A 22961-nucleotide genomic window follows, 5' to 3' on the forward strand; every position below is an offset into this window, starting at 1 on the left:
CGAGCGCGGGCGGGGTTCAATTGGCACTGGTTGTTGCGTTGAACCCGCACTGCTTCTGTTCCATATCGATCTGCTTGGTGATGCGGATGGCATTCTGGGCGTAGGCTTCGGTCACGGAGCCGCTATTCACGGTCTTGTCTTTCAGCGGACTCACGCCTGCGCAGAGGTGGAAGACATGCGGCTCCGAGGACTTCTTGGCGCCGTTTTCCGGTGCGATCCAGTACACGATGTCCCGCCCTGCGGGATTCGCCGCGTCCTTCGTCGCCGCAGCCACCGCGGCGGAATCCGTGGCAATCGCCTGCGCCTGGGCGGCTACGTCGGGCGAACAGGCGGTGGTGGGTTGGCCCGACTTGATCTGGGTGGCGCACGCGTTCATGTCCTGCGTGTACTGCTCGACCGATGGGGGCTTGAAGCTGACCCCCACTACCGTCGCGAGCACGGCCAGCGCAGCGCCGATACCGCCGGCGACCTTCTTGGTCCGCGGGTCCATGTTCTTGTCGGTCAGGATCAGCAGAACCAGCGGGAGGAAGGCGATCAGCGTGACGATCGCGCCGAGCTGGTTTTGGAAGAAGAACCTGGCCGTGTCGGATGCGCGGGCCGGATCGTGCCTGTTGGCCGCCTTCCAAAACAAGTTGCCGGCGATTGCGAAAATCGCGATTCCGACCAGAAGGCCGATCAGCAACGGCAGATTTCCGTGGTCGAATTTGTGCTGGTAAAACAAGGCAATCCCGGCGATCTCGCCGCCAATGGCGATGATCCACGCTAGCGCAGCGAAAATGCGTAGGCGCGTAGCGGCGGATTTCTGGCCCTGCGTCGCTTGCCAATCCTTGGTAACGTCTACGGCCGGCTTGTTGTCGCTCATGATCAATTCCCCTGATGTCGACACTTTTGCTGCGCGACGTGAATGCCAACCTGTCCGGCGCAGCGTCATTGAACGATCGTCTTCGTCACCTGCCTAGGCGATGCGGCGAAAAATGCGAGCGCCACGGCAGGCCACATCCCATCCATATTGCGCATGAGCGAATGCGTCCATACCCAAGGAGGCAGACGCCGATGGTTGGCGAACATCGTCCGATCGACACGACGGCCGCCCGCGCTTGGGGCGATCCGCTCTAATGCCCGAAGGCCAGCGATGGCGCGATGCGGTCGCGGCGCAGCCATCGCGCCAGCAGCAGAGCCGCCACCACGGCCAGCCCCGACGACAGGCCCATCCAGATGCCGACGCCGTGGAAGCCGAAATGGAAGGCGAGCAGCACGCCGAGCGGCAGGCCCACGCCCCAATAGCCGATGGCGGCATAGATCATCGGCACCTTGGTGTCGTGCAAGCCGCGCAGCATGCCGGCAGCAACCGCCTGCGCGCCATCGAAGACCTGGAACAGGGCGGCAAACAGAAGGAACGACACGGCAAGCGCGATCACCCTGGCATTGGCGGGATTGCCGAGGTCGATGAAGGCGCCGATCAGGAGATGCGGCCAAAGCACCATCACCAGCCCCATCAGCGCCATGAACGAAACGCCGATGACAAAGGCGGTCCAACCGGCGCGCGACACGCCTTCGGGGTTGCCGGCGCCATGCGCGAGCCCGACGCGCACCGTCACCGCCTGATTGAGGCCGAGCGGCACCATGAAGGAGATCGAGGCGATCTGGATGGCGATGGCGTGTGCGGCCAGCGAATCGGCGTCGATCAGGCCCATCAGCAGCGCTGCCGCATTGAAGATCGTCACCTCGAAGGCCAGGATGCCGGCAATCGGCAGGCCGAGCCGCAGCAGGCCCTTGAAGCGCGGCCAGTCGGACCGCCAGAAGCGGCCGAACAGATGGTAGCGCCGGAATTTCTTCTCCAGCATCACCACGACAGCCATGCCGACGAACATCAGCGTGCTGGACAGCGAGGTGGCAAGGCCCGAGCCGGCGATGCCCATGGCCGGAACCCCGAGATTGCCGAACATGAACAGCCAGTTGAAGAAGGCGTTGCAGGCGACGGCGACGAAAACGATGATCAGTGCCCAGCCCGGCCGCTCCAGCGCCGAGATGAACGAACGCAGCACGATGTAGAAGTAGAACGGCAGCACCGCCCATTCCAGCCAGCGCAGATAGATGCCGGCCTGATGCGCCAGCGCGGGTTCCTGGCCCATGGCCAGCAGGATGGCCTCGCCATGCCACAGCACGAGCCAGATCGGAATCGAGATCAGGATCGCCAGCCAAAAGCCCTGGCGCACGGTGCGGCGCAGATCACGCACCGAATGACGGCGGCGGCCAAGCTCGGTGGCCATCATAGGCGAGGTCGCCAGCATCAGGCCGAGGCCGAAGATCAGCGGCATGAAATAGAGGTTGGCACCCAGCGCGCCGCTGGCCAGCGTGTTCGCGCCGAGACGTCCCATCATCATGACGTCCGTGGCCGTCATCGCCGTCTGGCCGAGATTGGTCAGCACCATCGGCCAGGCCAGCGCCAGTGTCGCCCTGATTTCCTGACGCCAAAGACTTTCCGGCGCGCGAGCACCGGCTTCGATCGCAGACATTGTCCTGCTCTTTCAAGGTCGCGGCGCGTCGGCAGAGAGCCGGAAGCCGCATTGCAACGGCACAACATGGCACCGTTTGCGTCGTCTATTGAACCAAGTGCGACATGATGGCAAGGGAGGAGGCGACGGAACAGATTGAGCCAGCGCATTGCGCGGGAGCTTCCGCCTCGTTCCCTTGCCGGCCAGGGACTGCTACGGATCGGAGCTCGGCAACCGGCGAGTTGGGGGACGCAGGATGGCGTTCAGACGCAGAAAGAACCCGGCCGCGATCCCGCGCACGGCGCCTTCCTTCGAGCATATCGTCACCCAGGCCAGTGACAGTTTCCTGTGGCGCCTCGACGACTATCCTTGGGAGCGCAACGTCTGGAACTTCCACCCGGAATACGAAATCCACCTGTTGCGGAAATCTTCCGGCGTGGTCCTGGTCGGCGACCATATCGGCGAATTCGGGCCGGGCTACCTCACCATCGTCGGTGGCGGCCTGCCGCATGACTGGGTCACCGCGGTGCAGCCCGGCGAGTTGATCGAGGGCCGCGACATCGTGCTGCAATTCGATCCCGAGCGGCTGCGTGGATCGGCTGACATGCTGCCCGAACTGCGCGAACTGGAGCCGTTCCTGGAACGCTCGCTGCGCGGCATCGTCTTCCATGGCCGGGCGGCTCTCGATGGAGCAGCACTCATGGAGCGGATGGGCACGGTGCAGGGATTGGCCCGGTTCTGCCTGTTCCTCGAACTGGTGGATCTCCTGGCCCGGACCGAAGAGTACGAGCTGTTGTCATCGCCGGATTTCCAGCCGGTTCTCGACGCCGCCTCGCTCGACATCATCCAGCGCACGCTGACCTATCTGTTCCAGCATTTCGCCGAAGACCTGAAGCTGTCCGATGTGGCTGAACTGGCCGGCATGAGCGAAAGCACCTTCTCGCGCTTCTTCCAGAAGAACACCGGCAATTCCTTCAGCGACCATCTTGCCAAGCTCAGGCTGTGGCAGGCGTGCAAGCTCCTGGCCGACACCGATGTCCCGATCACCGACATCTGTTTCCAGGTCGGCTACATGAACATCTCCAACTTCAACCGCGCCTTCCTGCGCAAGCACAAGATGACGCCGTCATCCTATCGCAAGCTGTCGCGGCAGCGTCTGGCGATGCGCGCATAGCCCACCCTGAAACACCGTTTTGCACCGGATCGATACTCGTGTGACAGGCTCCCCATGGGGATGCCGGTTTTCGCGCTGCACAATGCATAAAAGTACAGGTCTGCTGCAACGGGGCTTCTAGCTTGGCCCGTCGCAACTGCGCATTTTGGCGGTGGGTGGCATGTCGTTCGGGCGATGGTGAGGATCGCGTAACCCGAAGATTTGCGCCTCCCGCGACGTATTCCTGGAGGAGAAAAGATCATGAAACCAGTTCGGCTCGCTGCCAGCCTTGGCGCAGCTTTCGTGCTTTCCGCAACCGTTTCAACCATTGCCCTGGCGCAGGCGCCGGTCTGCTCGGCGCCGGTCAAGGTGCTGGCGCAGCCACGCGACGGCCTGACGCTTCTCGAGGACTCGAAGGCCGAGTTCGAGAAGCTCTCCGGCGCAAGCTTCAAGATCGACTATCTGAACGAGAACGACCGGCGGGCCAAGTCGCGCGCCGACGCCTCCACGGTCGGCAACTACAACGTCTACTATGTCGATGAAGCGAATGTGGCGCTTTTCGCCTCGTCGAAGTGGATCGTGCCGCTGACCGATTACTATCCGGCGGACTATGACTATGCCGACTTCGATCCCGGCCGCCAGAAGGTCGCCACCTATGAAGGCAAGGTCTGGTTCGCGCCGCTGACCGGCGGCGGCGACCTGATGGTCTACCGCAAGGACGTGCTGGAGGCCGCCGGCATCCAGCCGCCCAAGACGCTGGACGAGCTGATCGCCGACGTGCCGAAGCTGACCAATCCCGACAAGGGCATGTATGGCATAGCGCTGCGCGGCGCGCGCGGTTCGGGCGCCAATGTCTGGCGCTGGATGCCGTTCTTCAGGGCCTATGGCGGCCAGTGGTTCGACGGCGACAAGCCGGCCTTCAACTCGGACGCCGCGGTCAAGGCAACCGAGACCTATCTCAAGCTGTTCAAGGATTCCGCACCGGGAACGCAGACCGGCAGCTGGGATGAATCGACCGGCGCCTTCCTGTCTGGCCAGGTCGCCATCCTGGTCGAATCGACGCCGCTTTCGGGCATGGCGGTCGACCCGAAGACCTCGCAAGTGGTCGGCAAGATCGGCTTTCTGCCGCCGCCCTCGCCGCTTCCCGGCGGCGGCTACGGGCATGGCCTCGCCATCGCGGCGAAAGCCAATGCCGACGACGCTTCGAAGAAATGCGCCGGCCTGTTCATCGCCTGGGCAACATCGAAGGAAAACGAGAAGCGCCGGCTCGACGCCCACCAGTTCGGCGAGCTGAACCGCACGAGCATCCTGTCCAGCAAGGAATTCGCCGATATCTACGGGGCCGATCTCGGCCAGGCGCTTGCCGCGACCGGCAAGGTTACGGCGGTAAACTTCTGGCAGGATCCGCGCTGGCCTGATCTCGGCGACCGCTGGGGCATCATCCTCGAGGAACTGATTGCCGGCACACGCACCGACGTAAAGGGCAGCCTCAACGAGCTCGAGGCCTATGCCAATGAGCTGGTGAAGAAATAGGCCCTCCCTCTTGCGGCGCACGGTCCACGGCGTTCCTGGGAATGCCGGGACCTGTGCGTCGCAGGAGGGGCTTGCCTTTCCCCAGCACGCGACGGGTTCCGTCATGCCCCGACATCAGAACCACAGCAAGGCCTGAGACAATGCCTCGACGTTCATCCCTACCGGTCGCCTTTGTCGCGCCGACGCTGGTCATTCTGCTGATCCTGTCGATGGTACCGACGCTCTATGCGATCGTGATCGCCTTGCAGAACCGCGAGCTGAGTTCAACGGCCTATTCCTGGGTCTGGTTCTCGAATTTTGTCGATCTGTTCTCGGACCGCCGCTTCGTCAACGCCGTGTGGGTGTCGGTGAAGTGGGAGGTCGTCACCGTCGTCGCCACGATGGTCGTCGCGATCGGGCTCGGCGTGCTGATGTTCGAGGTCGCCGCGCCGCGCCTGCGCAACCTCTACTGCCTGTTGTTCATTGTTCCGGTGCTGCTGCCGCGCGTTTCGGCCGCCTTCGTGTGGAAGTTCGCCTATCACCCGCTCTATGGTATCGCCACCTATCCCTACCGGTTGCTGACCGGCGGGCTGATCTTCGACCCGCTTTCCAAACCCTCGACGGCGCTGTTCGCGGTCGCTTCGGTCGATGTCTGGCAGTGGGGCCTGTTCTTCGCCGTCATCGTGCTGAAGCTCTTGGAGACCTTGCCGCCGCAGCCTATCGAGGCGGCACTGCTCGACCACGCCAAGCGCTGGCAGATCCACGCCTATGTGACCTTGCCGATGCTCAAGGCGCCGCTGATCAGCCTGATGTTCGTCAAGATGATAGAGTCGCTGCGCTCTTTCGACCTGATCTATGTGATGACCCGCGGCGGTCCGGGCGTGGCGACCGAAACGCTCGACATGTACGCCTTCTCGCAAGGCTTCATCGAATCCGGCAAGGTCTCCTACGCCTCGGCGATGGCCGTGCTGATGATGATCGCCACCGTCATTACCTTCACCATGTTATGGAAACGGGTGCAGGCATGAGACCCGGCCGCATCGTCGCCAAGGCCGTCCTGGCCTTCGCCGGCTTCATCGCCGTGTTCCCGCTGGTATGGACGGCGCTCAATTCGCTGAAGAACAGCGTCGATATCATCACCCGTGTGCCGCGCGTGATGTTCACGCCGACGCTTGCCAACATCAGCTACATCCTTGGCCGCGACAGCGTCATCACCGGCCTCTACAATTCGGTCATCGCTTGCGGCACAGCCGTGCTGATCGGCGTCGTGCTTGGCCTGCCCGCGGCTTACGCGGTGGCGCGCTATCCCAACCGCTGGGCCGGCGACATTCAGTTCTTCGTGTTGTCGCTGCGTTTCCTGCCGCCGGTCGCCGTGGCCATCCCGCTGATGGTGATCTGGCTGCAGCTCGGCCTCTACGACACTTTGCCGGCGCTGATCGTCACCTACTCGCTGCTCACCATCTCGGTGATCATGTGGCTTGCCATTCCCGCCTTCCAGGGCGTGCCGAAGGAGATAGAGGAAGCCGCCTTCGTCGACGGCTATGGCGCCTACGCCGTGTTTTGGAAGATCGCGCTGCCGGTCGCGGCGCGCTCGCTGATCGGCGCCGTCGCCTTCAGCTTCGTGCTGGTCTGGAACGAGTTCCTGATCGCGCTGATGCTATCGAGTTCCAACGCCAAGACCTTGCCCATCGTCGCCTCCGAACTCTCCCAGCAAGGCATGAACGTGCCGTGGGGCATCCTCAACGCCTCGGTCGTGCTCCTGTCGCTGCCGCCGCTGCTGTTTCTCGGCGTGCTCAGCGGCTTCCTGAATTCCGTTTTCCGGCAAAAGAAGAATTGAAGTGAGGCTTACCGCGATGCGAGCACTGGTGCTTGAGAAAAAAGGCGAACTGTCGCTGCGCGAGATCGCGTTGCCGCTCGATGTAGGACCCGACGATGTCAGGATCGCCATCCACACGGTCGGAGTCTGCGGCAGCGACGTTCACTACTACACGCACGGCGCCATCGGCAGCTATGTCGTGCGGGCGCCGATGGTGCTCGGCCACGAGGCTGCGGGCATGATCGTCGAGGTTGGCGCCAATGTCACGAGCCTGAAGGTCGGCGACCGCGTCTGCATGGAGCCGGGCGTGCCGAACCTGTCGTCGCGGGCGACAAAGCTCGGCATCTACAATGTCGACCCCGACGTCACTTTCTGGGCGACACCGCCGGTGCATGGCATTCTTGCCCCCTATGCCGTGCACCCGGCCGCCTTCACCTACCGGCTGCCGGACAATGTTTCCTTCGCCGAGGGCGCGATGGTCGAGCCCTTCGCCATCGGTATGCAGGCGGCCAGCCGTGCCCGGATCGTTCCGGGCGATGTCGCCGTCGTCGTCGGCTGCGGCCCGATTGGCATCATGATCGCGCTTGCAGCCCTTGCCGGCGGGTGTTCGAAAGTGCTGATTTCAGATTTTTCCGCGCCCAAGCTGAAGATCGCCGCGCAATATGCCGGCATCGTGCCGGTCGATGTCGGCCAGCAATCACTGGTCGATGCGGTCGCGGCCGCGACCGACAATTGGGGCGCCGACATCGTCTTCGAGGCGAGCGGCAGCCCCAAGGCTTTCGCCGATCTGTTCGACGTCGTGCGGCCAGGCGGCGCGGTCGTGCTTGTCGGGCTGCCGGTGGAGCCGGTGGCCGTCAACGTGCCGGCAGCCATCTCGAAGGAAGTCCGCATCGAAACCGTGTTCCGCTATGCCAATATCTTCGACCGCGCCCTGCAGCTGATCGCCTCCGGCAAGGTCGACCTCAAGCCGCTGATCACCGGGACCTATGATTTCGCCGACAGCATCCAGGCATTCGAACGGGCGGCCGAAGGCAACCCGCGGGACGTCAAGTTGCAGATCCTGCTTACCGGTGAAAGGGGCTGACCATGTCCGCGATCGTTTGCTCCCATGTCGACAAGGCGTATGGCGCCACCACGGTGATTCGCGATCTCAATCTCTCCATCGAGGAGCACGAATTCGTCGTGTTCCTCGGCCCGTCCGGCTGCGGCAAGTCGACCTTGCTCAGGATGCTGGCGGGGTTGGAGGACATCAGCGGCGGCGAGGTCTCGATCGGCGGCAAGGTGGTCAACGACCTCGACCCGGGCGACCGCGGTATCGCCATGGTGTTCCAGAACTACGCACTCTACCCGCACATGACGATCTTCGACAACATCGCCTTCGGCCTGCGGCGCCAGAAGGTGCCGGCACCCGAGATCCGCAAGCGGGTTGAAGCGGTGTCCAGGACGCTGGGGCTGGAACCCTATCTCGGCCGCAAGCCGGCCGCGCTCTCCGGCGGCCAGCAGCAGCGCGTGGCGATCGCCCGGGCCATGATCAAGACGCCCAAGGTGTTCCTGTTCGACGAGCCATTGTCCAATCTCGACGCCAAACTGCGCAACCATATGCGCATCGAGATCGCGCGGCTGCACCAGTCGCTGAAGACCACTACCGTCTATGTCACCCATGACCAGCTGGAGGCGATGACGCTCGCCGACCGCATCGTGCTGCTCAAGGACGGCATCATCGAGCAGATCGGCTCGCCGGCCGTGATCTATGAGCACCCGGCCAATCTGTTCGTCGCCGGATTCATCGGCACGCCGAACATGAATTTCGTCGACGTGGCCGTGGGACGCAAGGATGACCGCTGGAGCCTGACCGGCGCCGGCACGGTGTTCTCCATCGACGGCTCCCGCTTCGGCCTGCGCGGCGTATCGCGCGCGGTGCTCGGCATTCGTCCGCCCGACTTGAAGACGGCCGGGGCCGGGGCCACCGGCATATTGCAAGGCACCGCCGATCTCATCGAATTCCACGGCAATGACGCTCTGGTGACATTCGGCTCCGGCGGCAAGGAGATCAGCGCACTGGTTCCGGCGCGCGAATGCCCGGTGCTGCACGCCGCTGTGCGCTATACGTTCGATGAGGACGCGATCCACCTGTTCGATGCGATGTCAGGCGCGTCCCTGCGCAAGCAATAGCGTGCGACGCTGCACTTGGGCTTTCAGTGGATCGCGTCGAGCACCTGCCGCTGCCGGTGCATTTCCAGGAAAATCCGGTAGTCGCGGTCGAAACGGGCGCCGGCGGCCGGATTGGCGGCGCGTGTCTTGCCGCCCTGCCGCATGGCAAGGCAGGCAGCGTTGAGATCGGGGAAAAGCCCGGCGGCGGTCGCCGCCACCATGCCGGTCCCGAGCAGCACCGCTTCGTCGGCGAGCGGCTCGACCACCGTGCAGCCGGTGGCGTCGGCGTAGAGCTCCATCAAGAGCGGGTTCTTGGTGTGGCCGCCGGTGACGTGCAGCGTGTCGATCAGATAGCCGTTCTCGTTCAACGCCTCCAGCACATGGCGCACGCCGAGCGCTATGCCGACGGCGGTGCGCCAGTAGAGCTTGCACAGGCTGTCGAAAGAGGCATCCAGCGTCAGCCCGCTGACCACCCCCACGGCATGAGGGTCGGCGAGCGGCGAGCGGTTCCCGTGGAAATCAGGCAGCACATGCAACCGGCCGGCAAGGCTCTCGCCCTCGGCGGCGCGCAGTTCGGCGACGCGCCCGGCGATCCTGGCATGCATGGCGGCATTCGGCTCGCCGCCGGCGCCGTGCCAGCGGATGATGTGGTCGAGCAGCGCCCCGGTCGCCGACTGGCCGCCTTCCGACAGCCACAGCTTCGGCAGCGCGGCGCCGTAATAAGGGCCCCAGACACCGGCGAAAGGCTGCGGGTTGGGCGACATCGCCATGACGCAACTCGACGTACCGGCGATCAGCGCCAGATGGCGGCCGATATCCTCTTCGTCGCCGGCAAAACCGCCGAGCACGCCAAGCGCCCCGGCATAGGCATCGATGACGCCAGCGCCGACGCGGCAGTTTTCAGTCAGGCCGAGTTCCGCCGCTGCCTGCGCCGTCAACAAACCTATATGGGCGCCGACCGGACTGGCCCGCTCCGGCAGATTGCCGTGGTCAAAAAGATCTTCAAGCCCGACAATTTCGAAGAAATCGCGTTGCCATGCGGGTTCCCGGTGCGCCAGGTAGGTCCATTTGGCCGTCAGCGTGCATTGCGAGCGCGCCAGCGAGCCGGTCGCCTGCCAGGTCAGGTAATCGGTCAGATCGAATAGATAGCCGGCTTCATTCCAGGTGTCGCGCAGATTGCGCTTCAGCCACATCAGTTTCGGCGTCGCCATTTCGGGCGACATGACGCCGCCGATATAGTTGAGCACTTCGTGCCCGCTCGCCGTGCATTCGTCGGCCTCGGAAATGGCGCGATGATCGAGCCAGACAATGGTGTCCCAGCGCTTGTCGCCGGTGGTCGACACACTGAGCTGGCCGCCATGCCTGTCACGCACGACCAGTGAACAGGTGGCGTCGAACGAGATGCCGGCAATATCCTCGGCGGCGACGCTGGCCTTTTCCCGCGCGGCACGCACGGCGGCGCAGACAGCGGACCAGATATCGCGTGAATCATGCTCGGCATGATCCGGCTTCGGCTGATTCATGGCAATCGGCCGCTCGGCACGGCCGAGTAAGGCGCCACTGGCGTCGAGAATGCCCGCGCGGGCGCTCCCGGTGCCGACATCGACCGCGCAGACAAACTGTTTCGTCAAGATGCTCTAACTCTCGCTCCCAGGCCTGCAATCAGATCGGGCAATCGCAGCATGTCAGCGACTATAAAGTCAGGTTCGGTCGACGCAAGCCGCGCTTTCAATCCGGGACCATCGGCGTGCGCGACGCCGGTGAAGGCAAGGACGCGCATGGCGGTCAGGCGCTGATCTCCGGGCCGAAGTCGTGGCCCGGCAGGTAAATGAGGGGCGGTGCTGACGCCCAATCTCGCGCCTACACGTCAGCCTTGAACGTCTGCTTCTGCTGCCCAAGCCCCTCGATGCCAAGCTCAACAACGTCGCCCGCCTTCAAGAACACCGGCGGCTTCATGCCGAGCCCGACGCCGGGCGGGGTGCCGGTCGAAATAATGTCGCCGGGGTGCAGCGACATGAACTGACTGAGGTAGGAGACGAGATAGGCGACGCCATAGACCATGGTCTTGGTCGAGCCGTTCTGCATCGTCTTGCCGTTGACGGTCAGCCACATTTTGAGGTTCTGCGGATCGGCCACCTCATCCTTGGTCACGAGCCACGGGCCGGTGGGGCCGAACGTGTCGCAGCTCTTGCCCTTGGTCCACTGGCCCTGGCGCTCGGCCTGGAAAGCGCGTTCGGACACGTCGTGGGAGACGCAGTAGCCGGCGACGTGGTCGAGCGCATCGGCCTCGCTGACATATTTGGCGGTCTTGCCGATGACCACGCCGAGTTCGACCTCCCAGTCGGTCTTCTCGGAGCCGCGCGGGATCAGCACGTCATCGTCAGGGCCGACGATGGCCGAGCTTGCCTTCATGAAGATGATCGGTTCCGATGGCACGGTGGCTCCGGTCTCGGCTGCATGGTCGGAATAATTGAGACCGATGCAGATGAACTTGCCGGTGCCCGCAACGCAGGCGCCAAGGCGCGGATTGCCGGAAACCGCCGGCAGGGACTTCACATCGAGCTTCGAAAGCATGTCCAGCGAGGCCGGATGGAGCACCGTGCCGGCAATGTCCGAAACATGGGCGGAGAGATCGCGGATCGTTCCATCCGCATCGAGCAGGCCGGGACGTTCGCGACCCACCTCGCCATAGCGCAGCAGTTTCATCAGTTCTCTCCTCAGTCAGATTGGTTCAGATCGACCAGCCACCGTCGATATTATAGGCCTGCCCGGACGTATAGGTGGCGCCGGCTAGATAAACCGCGAGATCGGCAATTTCTTCCGGCGTGCCGAGCCGGCCCATCGGCTGGCGGGCGATGAAGGCGGCGCGGGCGGCGTCGTAGTCGCCCTGCGCATGCATGCGGTCCTGCAGCGACGGGCTTTCGACGGTGCCGGGGCAGATGGCGTTGCAGCGTATGCCCTTGCCGACATAATCGGCGGCGACCGCCTTGGTCAGGCCGATGACCGCTGCCTTGGTGACGCCATAGGCGAAGCGGTTCGGCACGCCCTTGGTCGAACTGGCCAGCGAGGCCATGTTGATGATCGATCCGTCCCCGCGCTCCAGCATGCCGGGCAGCACCGCCCGGATGGTGCGGATCATGGCGCGCACGTTGAGATTGAAGGCGAAATCGAGGTCGGTGTCCTTCATCTCCAGGATAGAGCCTGAATGGACGAAGCCGGCGCAGTTGAACAGCACGTCGACGGCGCCGATCTCGGCAAAGGCGGCGTCGACCGCCTCGTCATTGAGCACGTCGACCTTGCGGGTCTTGATGCCCGCGGTCTTGGCGAGTTCCGCCAGCAGCGGCTCGTTGATGTCGGTGGCATGGACTGTGGCGCCAGCCTTGGCGAAAGCCAGCGCGCTTGCCTTGCCGATGCCTTGCGCCGCCGCCGTGATGACAACGACCTTGCCTGCCAGATCCGCCATGCCTTTTTCCTCGCCTGCTTCGCGTAGATTTGCCTTTATCGGCGGCCGACGAAAGCGTCATGTGCCAGTCAGGCGCGATTGTGCGGCCTACGCCAGTTCACTGATAAAGATGTTTTTTCTCGGTAAAGAACATGCGCCCGAGCGTCAAGTCCGAACACGATCACCATTGCGGCAGCATGGAAATCTCGGTCAGTCGCCGTAAGGCACCCAGACGTTCTTCACCTCGATGGCGCGGCGCAGGAAGCCATCGCCGGCGGCTTCTTCCGAACCCCAGTCGAGGCTGCGGCCACCGCCGCTCCAGACGCGCTTCAGGTTGCCGATGGACTCGGCTTCCGCCTTGGCGCAGGTGTCGGCGTCAGTGAACAGCCAGAGTCCGTCGACATCGTCATGCCTGGCCAGCACGCCGGCAAGCTCGGCGCTGCGGCCGGTGACGATGTTGATGGCGCCGGACGGCACGTCGGAATATTCGATGACCTGGTAGAGATCGGTGGCGAGCAGCGGATATCGCTCGGAAGGCACGGCGACCACGGTGTTGCCCATGGCGAGCGCCGGAGCGATGAGCGAGATGAAACCGAGCAGCGGCTGATCGTCGGGGGCGACGATGCCCAACACCCCGACCGGCTCATGCAGCGCCAGCGTGACGGCGCGAGCCGGCGGCTGGTGCACGCGGCCCTCGAACTTGTCGGCAAGACCGGCATAGAGGAAGAGACGCTCGATCGACTGGTCGACCTCCTCGCGCGCGGCCTTCGCGGGCACGCCGGTCAGTTGGACAAGCCGGGCAGCGAATTCATCCGCGCGACCGGAAAGGTTCTCGGCCAGATAATAGAGCACCTGGGATCTGTTATAGGCGGTCGCTTCCGGCCAGGCCTTGCAGGCGCGGGCAGCGGAAACCGCATCGCGGATATCCTTGCGATTGCCGAGCCCGACCTCGCCGGCGAGCTTGCCCTTGGCGGTCGCGATGGCCAGCGAATAATTGCCGTCCGGGCGCACCTGCTTGCCGCCGATGAACAGCTTTGCCGTGCGGTCGATTCCCACGCCATCGGCCTGCTCGACGGGCTGTACCGACGATGTTGCCGGTTTGATAACGGGGCCGAGCGGCAGTTTTGCCGCGAGATATTCGAACATGCCCTCGCGCCCGCCCTCCCGGCCAAACCCGCTCTCGCGATAGCCGCCGAAGCCGCAGGCGGCGTCGAACATGTTGGTGCCGTTGACCCAGACGACGCCAGCCTTCAATTGCGGCGCGACATGGAGGGCAAGGTTGACATTCTCGCTCCACACCGAGGCCGCCAGGCCATAGCGGGTGTTGTTGGCGAGCTCGATCGCCTCCTCGGTGTTGCGGAAGGTCATGGTGGCGAGCACCGGCCCGAAAACTTCTTCCTGCGCCAGGATATTAGCCGGCGAAACACCGGTAGCCAGCGTCGGCAGGTGGTAATAGCCGGTAGACGGCAGCGCCGCATCCGGCTGCCAGCAGATAGCGCCCTGCCGGGCACCTTCGGCGATCAGGCCCTTGACGCGGTCGAGCTGGGTCAGGTCGACCAGCGGCCCGATATCGGTGTTCTTGTCGAGGGGGCTGCCGACACGCAGCCGGCTCATCCGCGTCTTGACCTTGGCGATCAACGCATCGGCAATACCTTCCTGCACCAGCAGGCGCGAACCGGCGCAGCAGACCTGGCCCTGGTTGAACCAGATGCCGTCGACCAGCCCTTCGACGGCGCTGTCGAGATCGGCGTCCTCGAAGACGATGAAGGCCGATTTGCCGCCAAGCTCCAGCGACAGTTTCTTGCCCGAGCCGGCGGTGGCCTTGCGGATGATCTTGCCGACCTCGGAAGAGCCGGTGAAGGCGATCTTCTGGATGCCGGGATGGTTGACGATGGCCGCGCCAGCCTCCGGTCCGCCCTGGACGATGTTGACGACGCCCTTCGGCACGCCTGCGCGTTCGCAGATCTCGGCGAACAGAATAGCGGTGAGCGGCGTGAACTCGGCCGGCTTCAGCACGACGGTGCATCCGGCGGCGAGTGCCGGCGCGATCTTCCAGGCCAGCATCAAGAGCGGAAAATTCCACGGGATGATCTGGCCGACGACGCCGACGCCCTTTTGGCCGGGAAAATCCCTGTCCAGTGCCTGCGCCCAGCCGGCATGATGCATGAAATGGCGGATCGCGAGCGGCACATCGATGTCGCGGCTCTCCCGAATCGGCTTGCCATTGTCGATTGTCTCAAGCACCGCGAACAGCCGCTGGTGGCGCTGCATGGCGCGGCCGATGGCATAGAGCACCTTGGCGCGCTGGTAGCCCGAACTGGCGCTCCATTTCGGCAGCGCCTTGGTGGCCGCGGCAACCGCTGCGTCGATGTCGGTGGCGTTGGCGTCCGACACCTTGGCCAGCAGCTTGCCGGAGGACGGTTCGCTGGTGTCGAAAGTCCTGCCGCCGGAAGCGGCCCTCCAGTCGCCGCCGATGAACAACGCCTTGCCGAAATCGCGCGTCGCGAGCCAGGCGTCCGCCTCGTTGCGAGCCTCCGGCGCCGGGCCGTATTCCATGGCGTGATAGCGTTCAAGGATGTTCATGGGGCACTCCAGATGATTGTCAGGGAAAGCGTTCCGTCGCGCGCCCCTCGCCTCACGCCATCGCGTGGCGATGATTGGCCGAATAATGCCCGGTGAGGTGATGCTCGAGCTGACGCTCGATGTCGGTCAGCAGGCTCGAAGCGCCAAAACGGAACAGTTCCGGCTCCAGCCATGGCCGGCCGAGCTCTTCCTTCATCAGCACCAGCCAGTCGAGTGAGACCTTTGCGGTGGAGATACCGCCGGCCGGCTTGAAGCCGATGAGATAGCCGGTTTCCTCGAAATAGGCCCTGATGGCGCGCACCATGGCGAGGCCGACGGGCAGCGTGGCGTTGACGCTTTCCTTGCCGGTCGAGGTCTTGATGAAATCGGCGCCCGCCATCATCGCCACCATCGAAGCCAGCATGACATTGCGCAGCGTGGCGAGGTCGCCGGTGCCCAAAATGACCTTCAGATGCGCGTCACCGCAGGCTGCACGCATCGAGACGATCTCATTGTAGAGCTCGCGCCACTTGGCGCCGAACACCAGGCCGCGCGGAATGACGACGTCGATCTCGTCGGCGCCGTCCTTTACCGAGGCCTCGATCTCCTGCAGACGGGTCGACAGCGGCGCCAGGCCATGCGGGAAAGCGGTGGAGACGGCGGCGACATGGATGCCGGTCCCCCGCACCGCGTCGACGGCGGTCGCGACGAAGGGATGGTAGACGCAGACAGCGGCCGGCCGAATGGTCTCGCCCGAAATGCCGAGACCCTCCACGATGTCGCGGCGCAGCGGGTTGATCGCCTTGGCGCAGAGCCGGCGCACACGCTCCTCGGTGTCGTTGGAGTTCAGCGTCGTCAGATCCATGCAGGCGATCGCCCGCAGCAGCCAGGCGGCCTGGTTGTCGGCCTTGATCGAGCGCCGCTTGGTCAGGCTGGCGACGCGGCGCTCAAGCGCCGAGCGGTTGACGCTGCGCACCGATTCCAGAAAACCGAGGTCGAGTTTCAGGCCGGGATTGCGCGCGATGTGATGGTCCAGCAGCGCCGGCGTGTTGGCGGCGGCGCGTGCCGGCAACGGCGTGACCTTGGACGCGCCGAGATCGGCTTCGCGGATTGTGCTGCTCATCTCCTGCCCTTTCATTCAGCGACGTACGCCCTTGTCTTGGTACGTGTCGTTTTGGGCGATACGCACGAAGATAGCCCGCGAAGCCACGCTTCACGAGTCCCTAAGCAACGGATAGCCGAAAAGGGCCGCGAAAGCAGCTGATTTTTGACCGGAAGGTCAAAACTCGCTTATCAAGGGAGGCTCGGTGCTCAGCCGACGAAGGCGCGTTCGACGACGAAGGTTGAGGGATGGCTGAGCGAGCCTTCCTGGAAGCCGAGGCTTTCGGCCAGCTCCTTGACGTCCTTCAGCATGTGCATCGAGCCGCAGATCATGATGCGGTCGGTCTCGGGATCGAGTTTTTCGATGCCGAGATCGCTGTAGAACTTGCCGGAGCCGATCAGGGCGGTGATGCGGCCCATACAGGCCGACTCTTCGCGCGTCGTCGAATTGTAGAGGGTGACGCGGCCGGCGGTCAGTTCGCCGATCAGCGGGTCGCTTTCCAGCGCCGCCACCAGGTCCTGGCCATAGATCAGCTCGGCATTGTCGCGGCAGGTGTGGGTGAGGATCAGCTGGTCGAATTTCTCGTAGGTGTCGGGGTCGCGCAGCAGGCTGGCGAAGGGCGCGATGCCGGTGCCGGTCGAGATCATGAACAGGCGCTTGGCCGGGGTCAGCGCATCGATGACCAGCGTGCCGGTCGACTTCTGGCGCATGATGACGGTGTCGCCGACCTGGATCTTCTGCAGCTCCGAGGTCAGCGGGCCATCCGGCACCTTGATCGAAAAGAATTCCAGCTCTTCGTCCCAGGCCGGGCTGGCGACGGAATAGGCGCGGTACACCGGCTTATCGGCGTTGGGCAGGCCGATCATCACGAACTCGCCGGAGCGGAAGCGCAGCGACTGCGGCCTGGTGATGCGGAACGAGAACAGCCGGTCGGTGTAATGCTTCACAGAAACGACGGTCTCGGCATAGACATTGGCCGGAATCGGGAATTGCAGCGGGCGGGCGCCGGCGGTGTTGAACGCGGTGGTGGTGTTCATCAAAACCAACTTTCTGGCCCAACCGGGGACGCGGGCGCCAAACCTTTTCCTGCACGCACGGACCGTTCAGGTCCCGGCGTGCTGCTCGCACACTCCAAAGCGGTAAGCTCTTGTGTCCGGAATTTATTAGTATACAAACGATATTTGCGTCAAGATGGCGGCGTAAAACACCTTTCCAAACTGCGGCATATCCGTAGTCCCAGCATTTCGGGTTTCGACAATGAAAGAGAATTTTTCGGTGCAGCCGCCGGATTCCCTGGGCAGCGTCGTTGCCGGCATCGATGTCGGCGGAACCTTCACCGACCTGCTGCTGATCGACGGCAGGGACGGTGGCAAGGTGTATCTGGCCAAGACACCGACCACGATCGACAACCAGGCTTTCGGCGTGGTTTCGGCACTTGGCGCCACCGGTTTTCCGGTCGACGGCATCGACCTCATCGTGCATGGAACGACGACCACCACCAATGCGGTGCTGGAGCGCCGTTTGGCCAAGACCGGCATGATCACCACGCGCGGTTTTCGCGACGTGATCGAGCTTGGCCGGCGCACCCGGCCGCAGCCCTATGGCATGACGGGCACATTCGTCCCGGTCATCCCGCGCAATCTACGCCTCGAAGTGTCCGAACGCGTCGAGGCATCGGGCGCCATCCGCACGCGGCTCGACGAGGGCGAGATGCGCGCGGCGGTGCAGGCGCTCATCGCGGCCGGCTGCGAATCCCTCGTCATCCATTTCCTGCATTCCTACGCCAACCCCTCGCATGAGCGGCGCGCCGCCGAGATCGCCGCCGAGCTTTGGCCAAACGGCTACATCACGACGGGCCATGCGCTGCTGTCGGAGGCTCGCGAATTCGAGCGTGGCGTCACGGCCTCGGTCAACGCCTCGGTGCAGCCGATCCTCGAGCGTTACGTCGAGCGTCTGCGCACGGAATTGGCCGACAAGGGCTATGCCCGCGACTTCCTGATCATGAACGGCAATGGCGGCATGATCTCGGCGCGCTTCGTCACCCGCGAATCGGCCAAGACGGTGATGTCGGGCCCGGCTTCCGGCGTCATCGCCGCCGCCTATACGGGCAAGCGCGCCGGCTTCGAAAACCTCGTCACCTACGACATGGGCGGCACCTCGACCGACGTGGCGCTGATCCGCAACGCCGAGCCGGCAGTCTCGAACGAGATCGAGATCGAGTATGCCATGCCCATCCATGTGCCGATGGTGGCGGTGCATACGGTCGGCGCCGGCGGCGGTTCGATCGCTCGCGTCGATGCGGCCGGGCTGATCCAGATCGGCCCGGAAAGTGCCGGCGCCAATCCCGGCCCGATCTGCTACGGACGTGGCGGAACCGAACCGACGATCACCGACGCCAATCTGGTGCTCGGCCGGCTGGCGCCGAAGAAGCTGCTCGCCGTCGACAATCCGGTCACCACGGAGCGCGTCACCGGCATTTTCGAGGACAGGATCGGCAAGGCGACCGGCCTGTCCGGTGTCGAGGCCGCGGGCGCGGTGCTCAGGCTCGGCAATATGAAGATGGCCGGCGCCATCCGCATGGTCTCGGTGTCGCGCGGCCATGACCCGCGCGACTTCGCGCTGTTCGCCTTCGGCGGCGCCGGGCCGCTGCATGCGACGGCGCTCGCCCGCGAACTCGGCCTGCCCAAGGTGCTGGTGCCGGCGCGGCCCGGCATCACCAATGCGCTCGGCTGCGTCGTCGCGGATTTGCGCCATGACTTCGTCAACACCATCAACCAGCCCGTGGCTGTGCTCGACGAAATCCAGCTTCACAGCGTATTGGAACGGCACCGAAACGAAGGCGAGGCGCTGATCGGCAAGGAAGCAGTGAAGCCGGAAACGATCCGCGTCACGCATTCCGCCGACATGCAGTTCGTCGGCCAGACCCACATCATCAACGTGCCGCTGCCGTCCTCGTCGGTGACCCGTCTGGAACTGCAGGCGCTGTTCGAAAAAGCCTATTTCGCCCGCTTCAAGGTGGAACTGCCGGAAATCCGCGCCAACCTCGTCAACCTCAACACGTCGGTCACCGGCGTGCGCCCGGCGATCGACCTGTCGCGCCTGATCGACCCGGCCGGGCGTGCCAAAACGCTCGACGAGGCGCGGCGCGAGATCAGGCCGGTCTGGTATGCGGGCCGCTGGCACGACACGCCGGTCTATGCGCGCGAGAAATTGCCGCTCGAGGCCAGCATCGAAGGTCCGGCGATCCTGGAACAGATGGACGCCACCACGGTGCTCGAGCCCGGCGATCGCGCCCGCTCGGACGCCGACGGCAACATCATCATCGATATCGGCGAGGCCTGACATGTCAGTTGATAGCGCAAAGCTCGACGCCATCACGCTTTCGGTGCTTCAGGCCGCCTTGCAGCAGGTTTGCGACGAGATGGACCTGACCTTTTCGCGCGCCGCCTTCTCGCCAGTGATCGCCGAGGCCAACGACCGCTCCGACGGCATCTATTCCGCCGTCGACGGCTCGCTGATCGCGCAGGGCAGCCAGGGCCTGCCTGTCTTCGTCGGCGTCATGCAGTATTCGACGAGGACGGTGATCGAGATGATCGCCGATGGCCGCTGCCTGCCGCCTGAACCCGGCGACATCTACATCGTCAACGACCCCTATCTAGGCGGCACGCATCTGATGGATGTGCGTTTCGCCATGCCTGTGTACCGCGCCGGAAAAATCTTCTGCTGGCTGTCCAACACCGGCCATTGGCCCGATATTGGCGGTTCGGTGCCAGGCGGCTTCTCGGCTTCGGCGACGGCGGTCGAACAGGAGGGCCTGCGGCTGCCACCGGTGAAACTGTTCAAGAAGGGCGCGCTCGATCCCGAGATCTACGCCATCATCTGCTCCAACATCCGTGTCGCCGACCAACGCATCGGAGACATCAGGGCGCAGGCCGCCGCGCTGCTGATCGGCCAGGACAGGCTCAATGGAATCCTTGATCGTTACGGAAATGAAACGGTTATCGAGGCGATCGCCGAACTGCGCCGCCGCGCCGCCGAGCAGATGCGCGCCAACATCGCGGCCATCCCGGATGGCACATACCGTTCCGAGGCCTTTGTCGATTCCGACGGAGTGGTCAACGAACCGCTGACCATCGCGCTCGCCGTCGAGAAAAAGGGCGACACGCTGACCTTCGATTTCGCCGGCTCGTCGAAGCCCTGCGCCGGACCGATGAACAGCGTACTGGCGACGACCCTGTCCTCGGTCTATCTCGCCATGCGCCACATATTCCCGGACGTGCCGATCAGCGCCGGCGCTTTCGAGCCGCTCATCGTCAGACGGCCGGAAGGCACGTTCCTCGACGCGAAATATCCCCGGCCCGTTTCCGGTTGCGCGGCGGAAGTCTCGCAGCGCATCGCCGAGGCGGTGTTCGCCGCCATGGTGCAGGCGCTGCCCGACAAGGTGACGGCGGCCCCGGCCGGCTCCAGCGGCAATTTCGCGCTCGGCGGCAATGACCCCGCGCGCGGCCGCGACTACGTCATGTACCAGATCTCCGGCGGCGGTTATGGCGGCAATGCGGGTCATGACGGCCTGACCAATGGCTGCTCGACGATCGGCATTTCGAAATCGCCGCCGGTCGAGATCATGGAGCAGGCCTTTCCGGTGCTCTATCGCCACTATGCCTTGCGCGAAGGCTCGGGCGGCGCCGGCAAGCATCGCGGCGGCTTCGGCCTCGCCTATGAGGTCGAGATCCTGCGCGGTGACGCGCGTGCTTCCTTCGTCATGGATCATGGCCGTTTCGGCCCGCAGGGCGCCCTTGGCGGCAAGGATGGCGAGCCCAACAGCGTGACCGTCTTCCGCGATGGCGGAGAACACATACCGCCGCACCTCTCCAAGGAGCAGGACATCCCGCTGAAGGCCGGCGACCGCGTGCGTGTCGGCACGCCGGGCGGCGGCGGCTATGGCGACCCGCGCGAGCGCGACGCGGAGCAGGTGCTGAAAGACGTGGCGCTGGGGTACTACACGCCTCGGCAAGCGGCCGAGAGATTCGGCGTCGTGATCGCGGCGGACGGGCTGACCATCGACGGAGCGGCGACGGCCAGGAAGCGGGACAGCTGATCATCGACTGTACATGGTCGCGGTGCGGTCCGCCGTGATCGGCGCAAGGCATGTCGTTTCCGTCTCCGCCGACGATGCAAAACCCCGTATTTTCCATCGTCAAGCGATGGAGAATGTCTTGGCCGAGCGGCGATCCCCTTTCTACAGCAGCATCGTCGGGCTGGGCGCAACCATGGGTCGTGTCGGCGGCGATTTCATCTCCGCCAAATACTATTCCGGCATCGCCGACGAGCACCTGAACACCCGTGCCAATGTCGGCGTGCAGGACCTCAGCACCATGGGCAAGATGGACATCAAGGGTCCGCAAGCCGAGGCGCTGGTCAACCATGTCATCGTCAACGATGCCGCGGCGATGAAGCCGGGCAATGTGCGCTACTCCACGGTCTGCCGCGAGGACGGCGGCATCATGGATGACCTCACCGTGTTCCGGCTGGCGCCCGAGCATTTCATGCTGGTGACCGGCTCGGTCAACCGCCTGAAGATGCTGCCCTGGCTCCAGCATCACGCGCAGGAGCGAAAAGCCTATGTCACCGACATCACCCCCGCCATCGCCTTCCCGACCATCCAGGGCCCACGCTCGCGCGAACTCCTGAAGGCGCTGGTTTCGGACGCCGATCTCGACGGCTTGAAGCGCTGGGCGTTCACCTCCGGGCGCGTCGGCGAGACGAAAGTACTGATCTCGCGCACCGGCGTGACCGGCGAACTCGGCTTCGAACTGTTCGTGCCGGCCGACGAGGCGGTTTCGGTCTGGGACGCTCTGATGAAGGCCGGCAGCGATTTCCGCCTGAAGCCTTATGGCGTGCTGGCGATGTTCACGCTTGGCCTGGAAAAGGCCTATCCGGCACATGGCATCGACATGGACGAGAGCCGCACGCCGTTTCATGTCGGCCTCGACCGCTGGATCAAGTTCGACAAGGGCGACTTCGTCGGCCGCGAAGCGCTGCTCAAGGTGCGCGACAAGGGGCTCGACGAACGCTGGACCGGCCTGATCCTCGACGGCGACAAGCCGGCCGCGACAAATGCCAGGGTTCTGGCCGATGGCGAGCACGCCGGCGTGGTCACCTACAGCGACCATGGCTATTCGCTGGGCAAGGTGCTGGCGACAGCGCATCTGCGGTTGCCCTTCACCGCGATCGGCAGCGAACTCAGCATCGACATCGACGGCAAGCCGACCCGCGCGGTCGTCGCGCCGATGCCGTTCTTCGATCCGGAGGGGACAAGGCTGCGCGCCTAGCCCGGAAAAAGCGCTTCGGCCAGGAGCGGTTGGAGCAGCTGCCCGATCTGCTGGAGAGCCTGATCAACGGCGAGAGCTGAGGCCCCTGGCTGCTGCTCTTCACCGTGCGCACGGTCGAAGACATCGCATACGAAATCGGCTTCGACGACCCGGCTTATTTCTCGCGCTTCTTCCGCGAACGGACAGGTGAGGCGCCGCCGCCTGGCGGCGGAGGCAGTTGCGGGGGCGTTGATCCTTACGCTGATTCGACGCGGATGGCGTTGAGGGCTTGACTGGCCAGCCGGACCGAATACGCTAAGGCAAAATACCGGCCCTGATCGCCGGGCGGCAAAAATGCCTCGTATGCCTCGCCCCTTTCCGGCGCTGGCAGCGGGGCATTGTCATTTCTGGGGTTCT

The 22961-nt window shown here is 64.3% G+C and carries 17 protein-coding genes and 1 pseudogene; 10 read left to right on the plus strand and 8 right to left on the minus strand.

The features are described from left to right. Positions 1 to 16: 16 nt before the first annotated feature. Together LB556_RS07115 and LB556_RS07120 are read right to left on the minus strand one after the other, a co-directional pair. Positions 17 to 862 carry a hypothetical protein gene (locus LB556_RS07115; RefSeq protein ID WP_224565492.1) on the minus strand — a complete coding sequence of 282 codons (846 nt, stop codon included), beginning with the start codon at positions 860 to 862 and terminating at the stop codon, positions 17 to 19. Between the two features lie 250 nt (positions 863 to 1112). After that, positions 1113 to 2516, minus strand: a complete 1404-nt coding sequence (locus tag LB556_RS07120; protein ID WP_224565494.1) for an MATE family efflux transporter — start codon at positions 2514 to 2516, stop codon at positions 1113 to 1115. 235 nt (positions 2517 to 2751) lie between these two features. Between LB556_RS07120 and LB556_RS07125 the strand changes: the two genes are divergently transcribed. The 6 genes from LB556_RS07125 (at position 2752) to LB556_RS07150 (ending at position 9148) form a co-directional block, all read left to right on the plus strand. After that, entirely contained in the window at positions 2752 to 3669 is a 918-nt protein-coding gene (locus LB556_RS07125) for an AraC family transcriptional regulator (RefSeq protein ID WP_224565496.1), read from the plus strand. 240 nt (positions 3670 to 3909) lie between these two features. After that, positions 3910 to 5181: an ABC transporter substrate-binding protein gene (locus LB556_RS07130; protein ID WP_224565498.1), complete on the plus strand. Its 1272-nt coding sequence runs from the start codon at positions 3910 to 3912 to the stop codon at positions 5179 to 5181. 140 nt (positions 5182 to 5321) lie between these two features. Then, positions 5322 to 6188, plus strand: a complete 867-nt coding sequence (locus LB556_RS07135) for a carbohydrate ABC transporter permease (protein ID WP_224565500.1) — start codon at positions 5322 to 5324, stop codon at positions 6186 to 6188. Further along, entirely contained in the window at positions 6185 to 6997 is an 813-nt protein-coding gene (locus tag LB556_RS07140) for a carbohydrate ABC transporter permease (protein WP_224565502.1), read from the plus strand. The genes LB556_RS07135 and LB556_RS07140 overlap by 4 nt, the downstream gene beginning before the upstream one ends. A 16-nt stretch (positions 6998 to 7013) precedes the next feature. Next, complete coding sequence (locus tag LB556_RS07145; RefSeq protein ID WP_224565953.1) at positions 7014 to 8060, plus strand: NAD(P)-dependent alcohol dehydrogenase; 1047 nt, start codon at positions 7014 to 7016, stop codon at positions 8058 to 8060. A 2-nt stretch (positions 8061 to 8062) separates the two neighbouring features. Next, on the plus strand, positions 8063 to 9148 hold the full coding sequence (locus LB556_RS07150; protein WP_224565504.1) for an ABC transporter ATP-binding protein: 1086 nt from the start codon (positions 8063 to 8065) through the stop codon (positions 9146 to 9148). 23 nt (positions 9149 to 9171) lie between these two features. Here LB556_RS07150 and LB556_RS07155 read toward each other — a convergent pair whose 3' ends face one another. The 6 genes from LB556_RS07155 to LB556_RS07180 all read right to left on the minus strand — a co-directional run bounded on the left by LB556_RS07155 (position 9172) and on the right by LB556_RS07180 (position 17270). Then, positions 9172 to 10758, minus strand: a complete 1587-nt coding sequence (locus LB556_RS07155) for an FGGY-family carbohydrate kinase (RefSeq protein ID WP_224565506.1) — start codon at positions 10756 to 10758, stop codon at positions 9172 to 9174. Positions 10759 to 10987: 229 nt separating this feature from the next. After that, positions 10988 to 11833, minus strand: a complete 846-nt coding sequence (locus LB556_RS07160; RefSeq protein WP_224565508.1) for a fumarylacetoacetate hydrolase family protein — start codon at positions 11831 to 11833, stop codon at positions 10988 to 10990. Positions 11834 to 11858: 25 nt separating this feature from the next. Next, the gene (locus tag LB556_RS07165) at positions 11859 to 12590 is read right to left on the minus strand and encodes an SDR family oxidoreductase (protein WP_224565510.1); all 732 of its coding nucleotides are present in this window, start codon (positions 12588 to 12590) and stop codon (positions 11859 to 11861) included. A 189-nt stretch (positions 12591 to 12779) separates the two neighbouring features. Continuing rightward, the gene (locus tag LB556_RS07170; protein WP_224565512.1) at positions 12780 to 15152 is read right to left on the minus strand and encodes an aldehyde dehydrogenase family protein; all 2373 of its coding nucleotides are present in this window, start codon (positions 15150 to 15152) and stop codon (positions 12780 to 12782) included. Positions 15153 to 15204: 52 nt separating this feature from the next. After that, positions 15205 to 16254 carry a deoxyribose-phosphate aldolase gene (gene deoC / locus LB556_RS07175; protein WP_224565514.1) on the minus strand — a complete coding sequence of 350 codons (1050 nt, stop codon included), beginning with the start codon at positions 16252 to 16254 and terminating at the stop codon, positions 15205 to 15207. Between the two features lie 188 nt (positions 16255 to 16442). Continuing rightward, entirely contained in the window at positions 16443 to 17270 is an 828-nt protein-coding gene (locus LB556_RS07180) for a ferredoxin--NADP reductase (protein WP_224565516.1), read from the minus strand. A 220-nt stretch (positions 17271 to 17490) separates the two neighbouring features. Between LB556_RS07180 and LB556_RS07185 the strand changes: the two genes are divergently transcribed. The 4 genes and pseudogenes from LB556_RS07185 to LB556_RS07200 form a co-directional block, all read left to right on the plus strand. Continuing rightward, positions 17491 to 19575 carry a hydantoinase/oxoprolinase family protein gene (locus tag LB556_RS07185; protein WP_224565518.1) on the plus strand — a complete coding sequence of 695 codons (2085 nt, stop codon included), beginning with the start codon at positions 17491 to 17493 and terminating at the stop codon, positions 19573 to 19575. Position 19576: 1 nt separating this feature from the next. Beyond that, on the plus strand, positions 19577 to 21331 hold the full coding sequence (locus LB556_RS07190) for a hydantoinase B/oxoprolinase family protein (RefSeq protein ID WP_224565520.1): 1755 nt from the start codon (positions 19577 to 19579) through the stop codon (positions 21329 to 21331). A 118-nt stretch (positions 21332 to 21449) separates the two neighbouring features. Further along, entirely contained in the window at positions 21450 to 22565 is a 1116-nt protein-coding gene (locus LB556_RS07195; RefSeq protein WP_224565522.1) for an aminomethyltransferase family protein, read from the plus strand. 89 nt (positions 22566 to 22654) lie between these two features. After that, positions 22655 to 22797: pseudogene (locus LB556_RS07200) on the plus strand (helix-turn-helix domain-containing protein); the annotation flags it as partial. Positions 22798 to 22961: the final 164 nt, after the last annotated feature.

Source organism: Mesorhizobium sp. ES1-4, assembly GCF_020164745.1.
GTDB lineage: Bacteria > Pseudomonadota > Alphaproteobacteria > Rhizobiales > Rhizobiaceae > Mesorhizobium.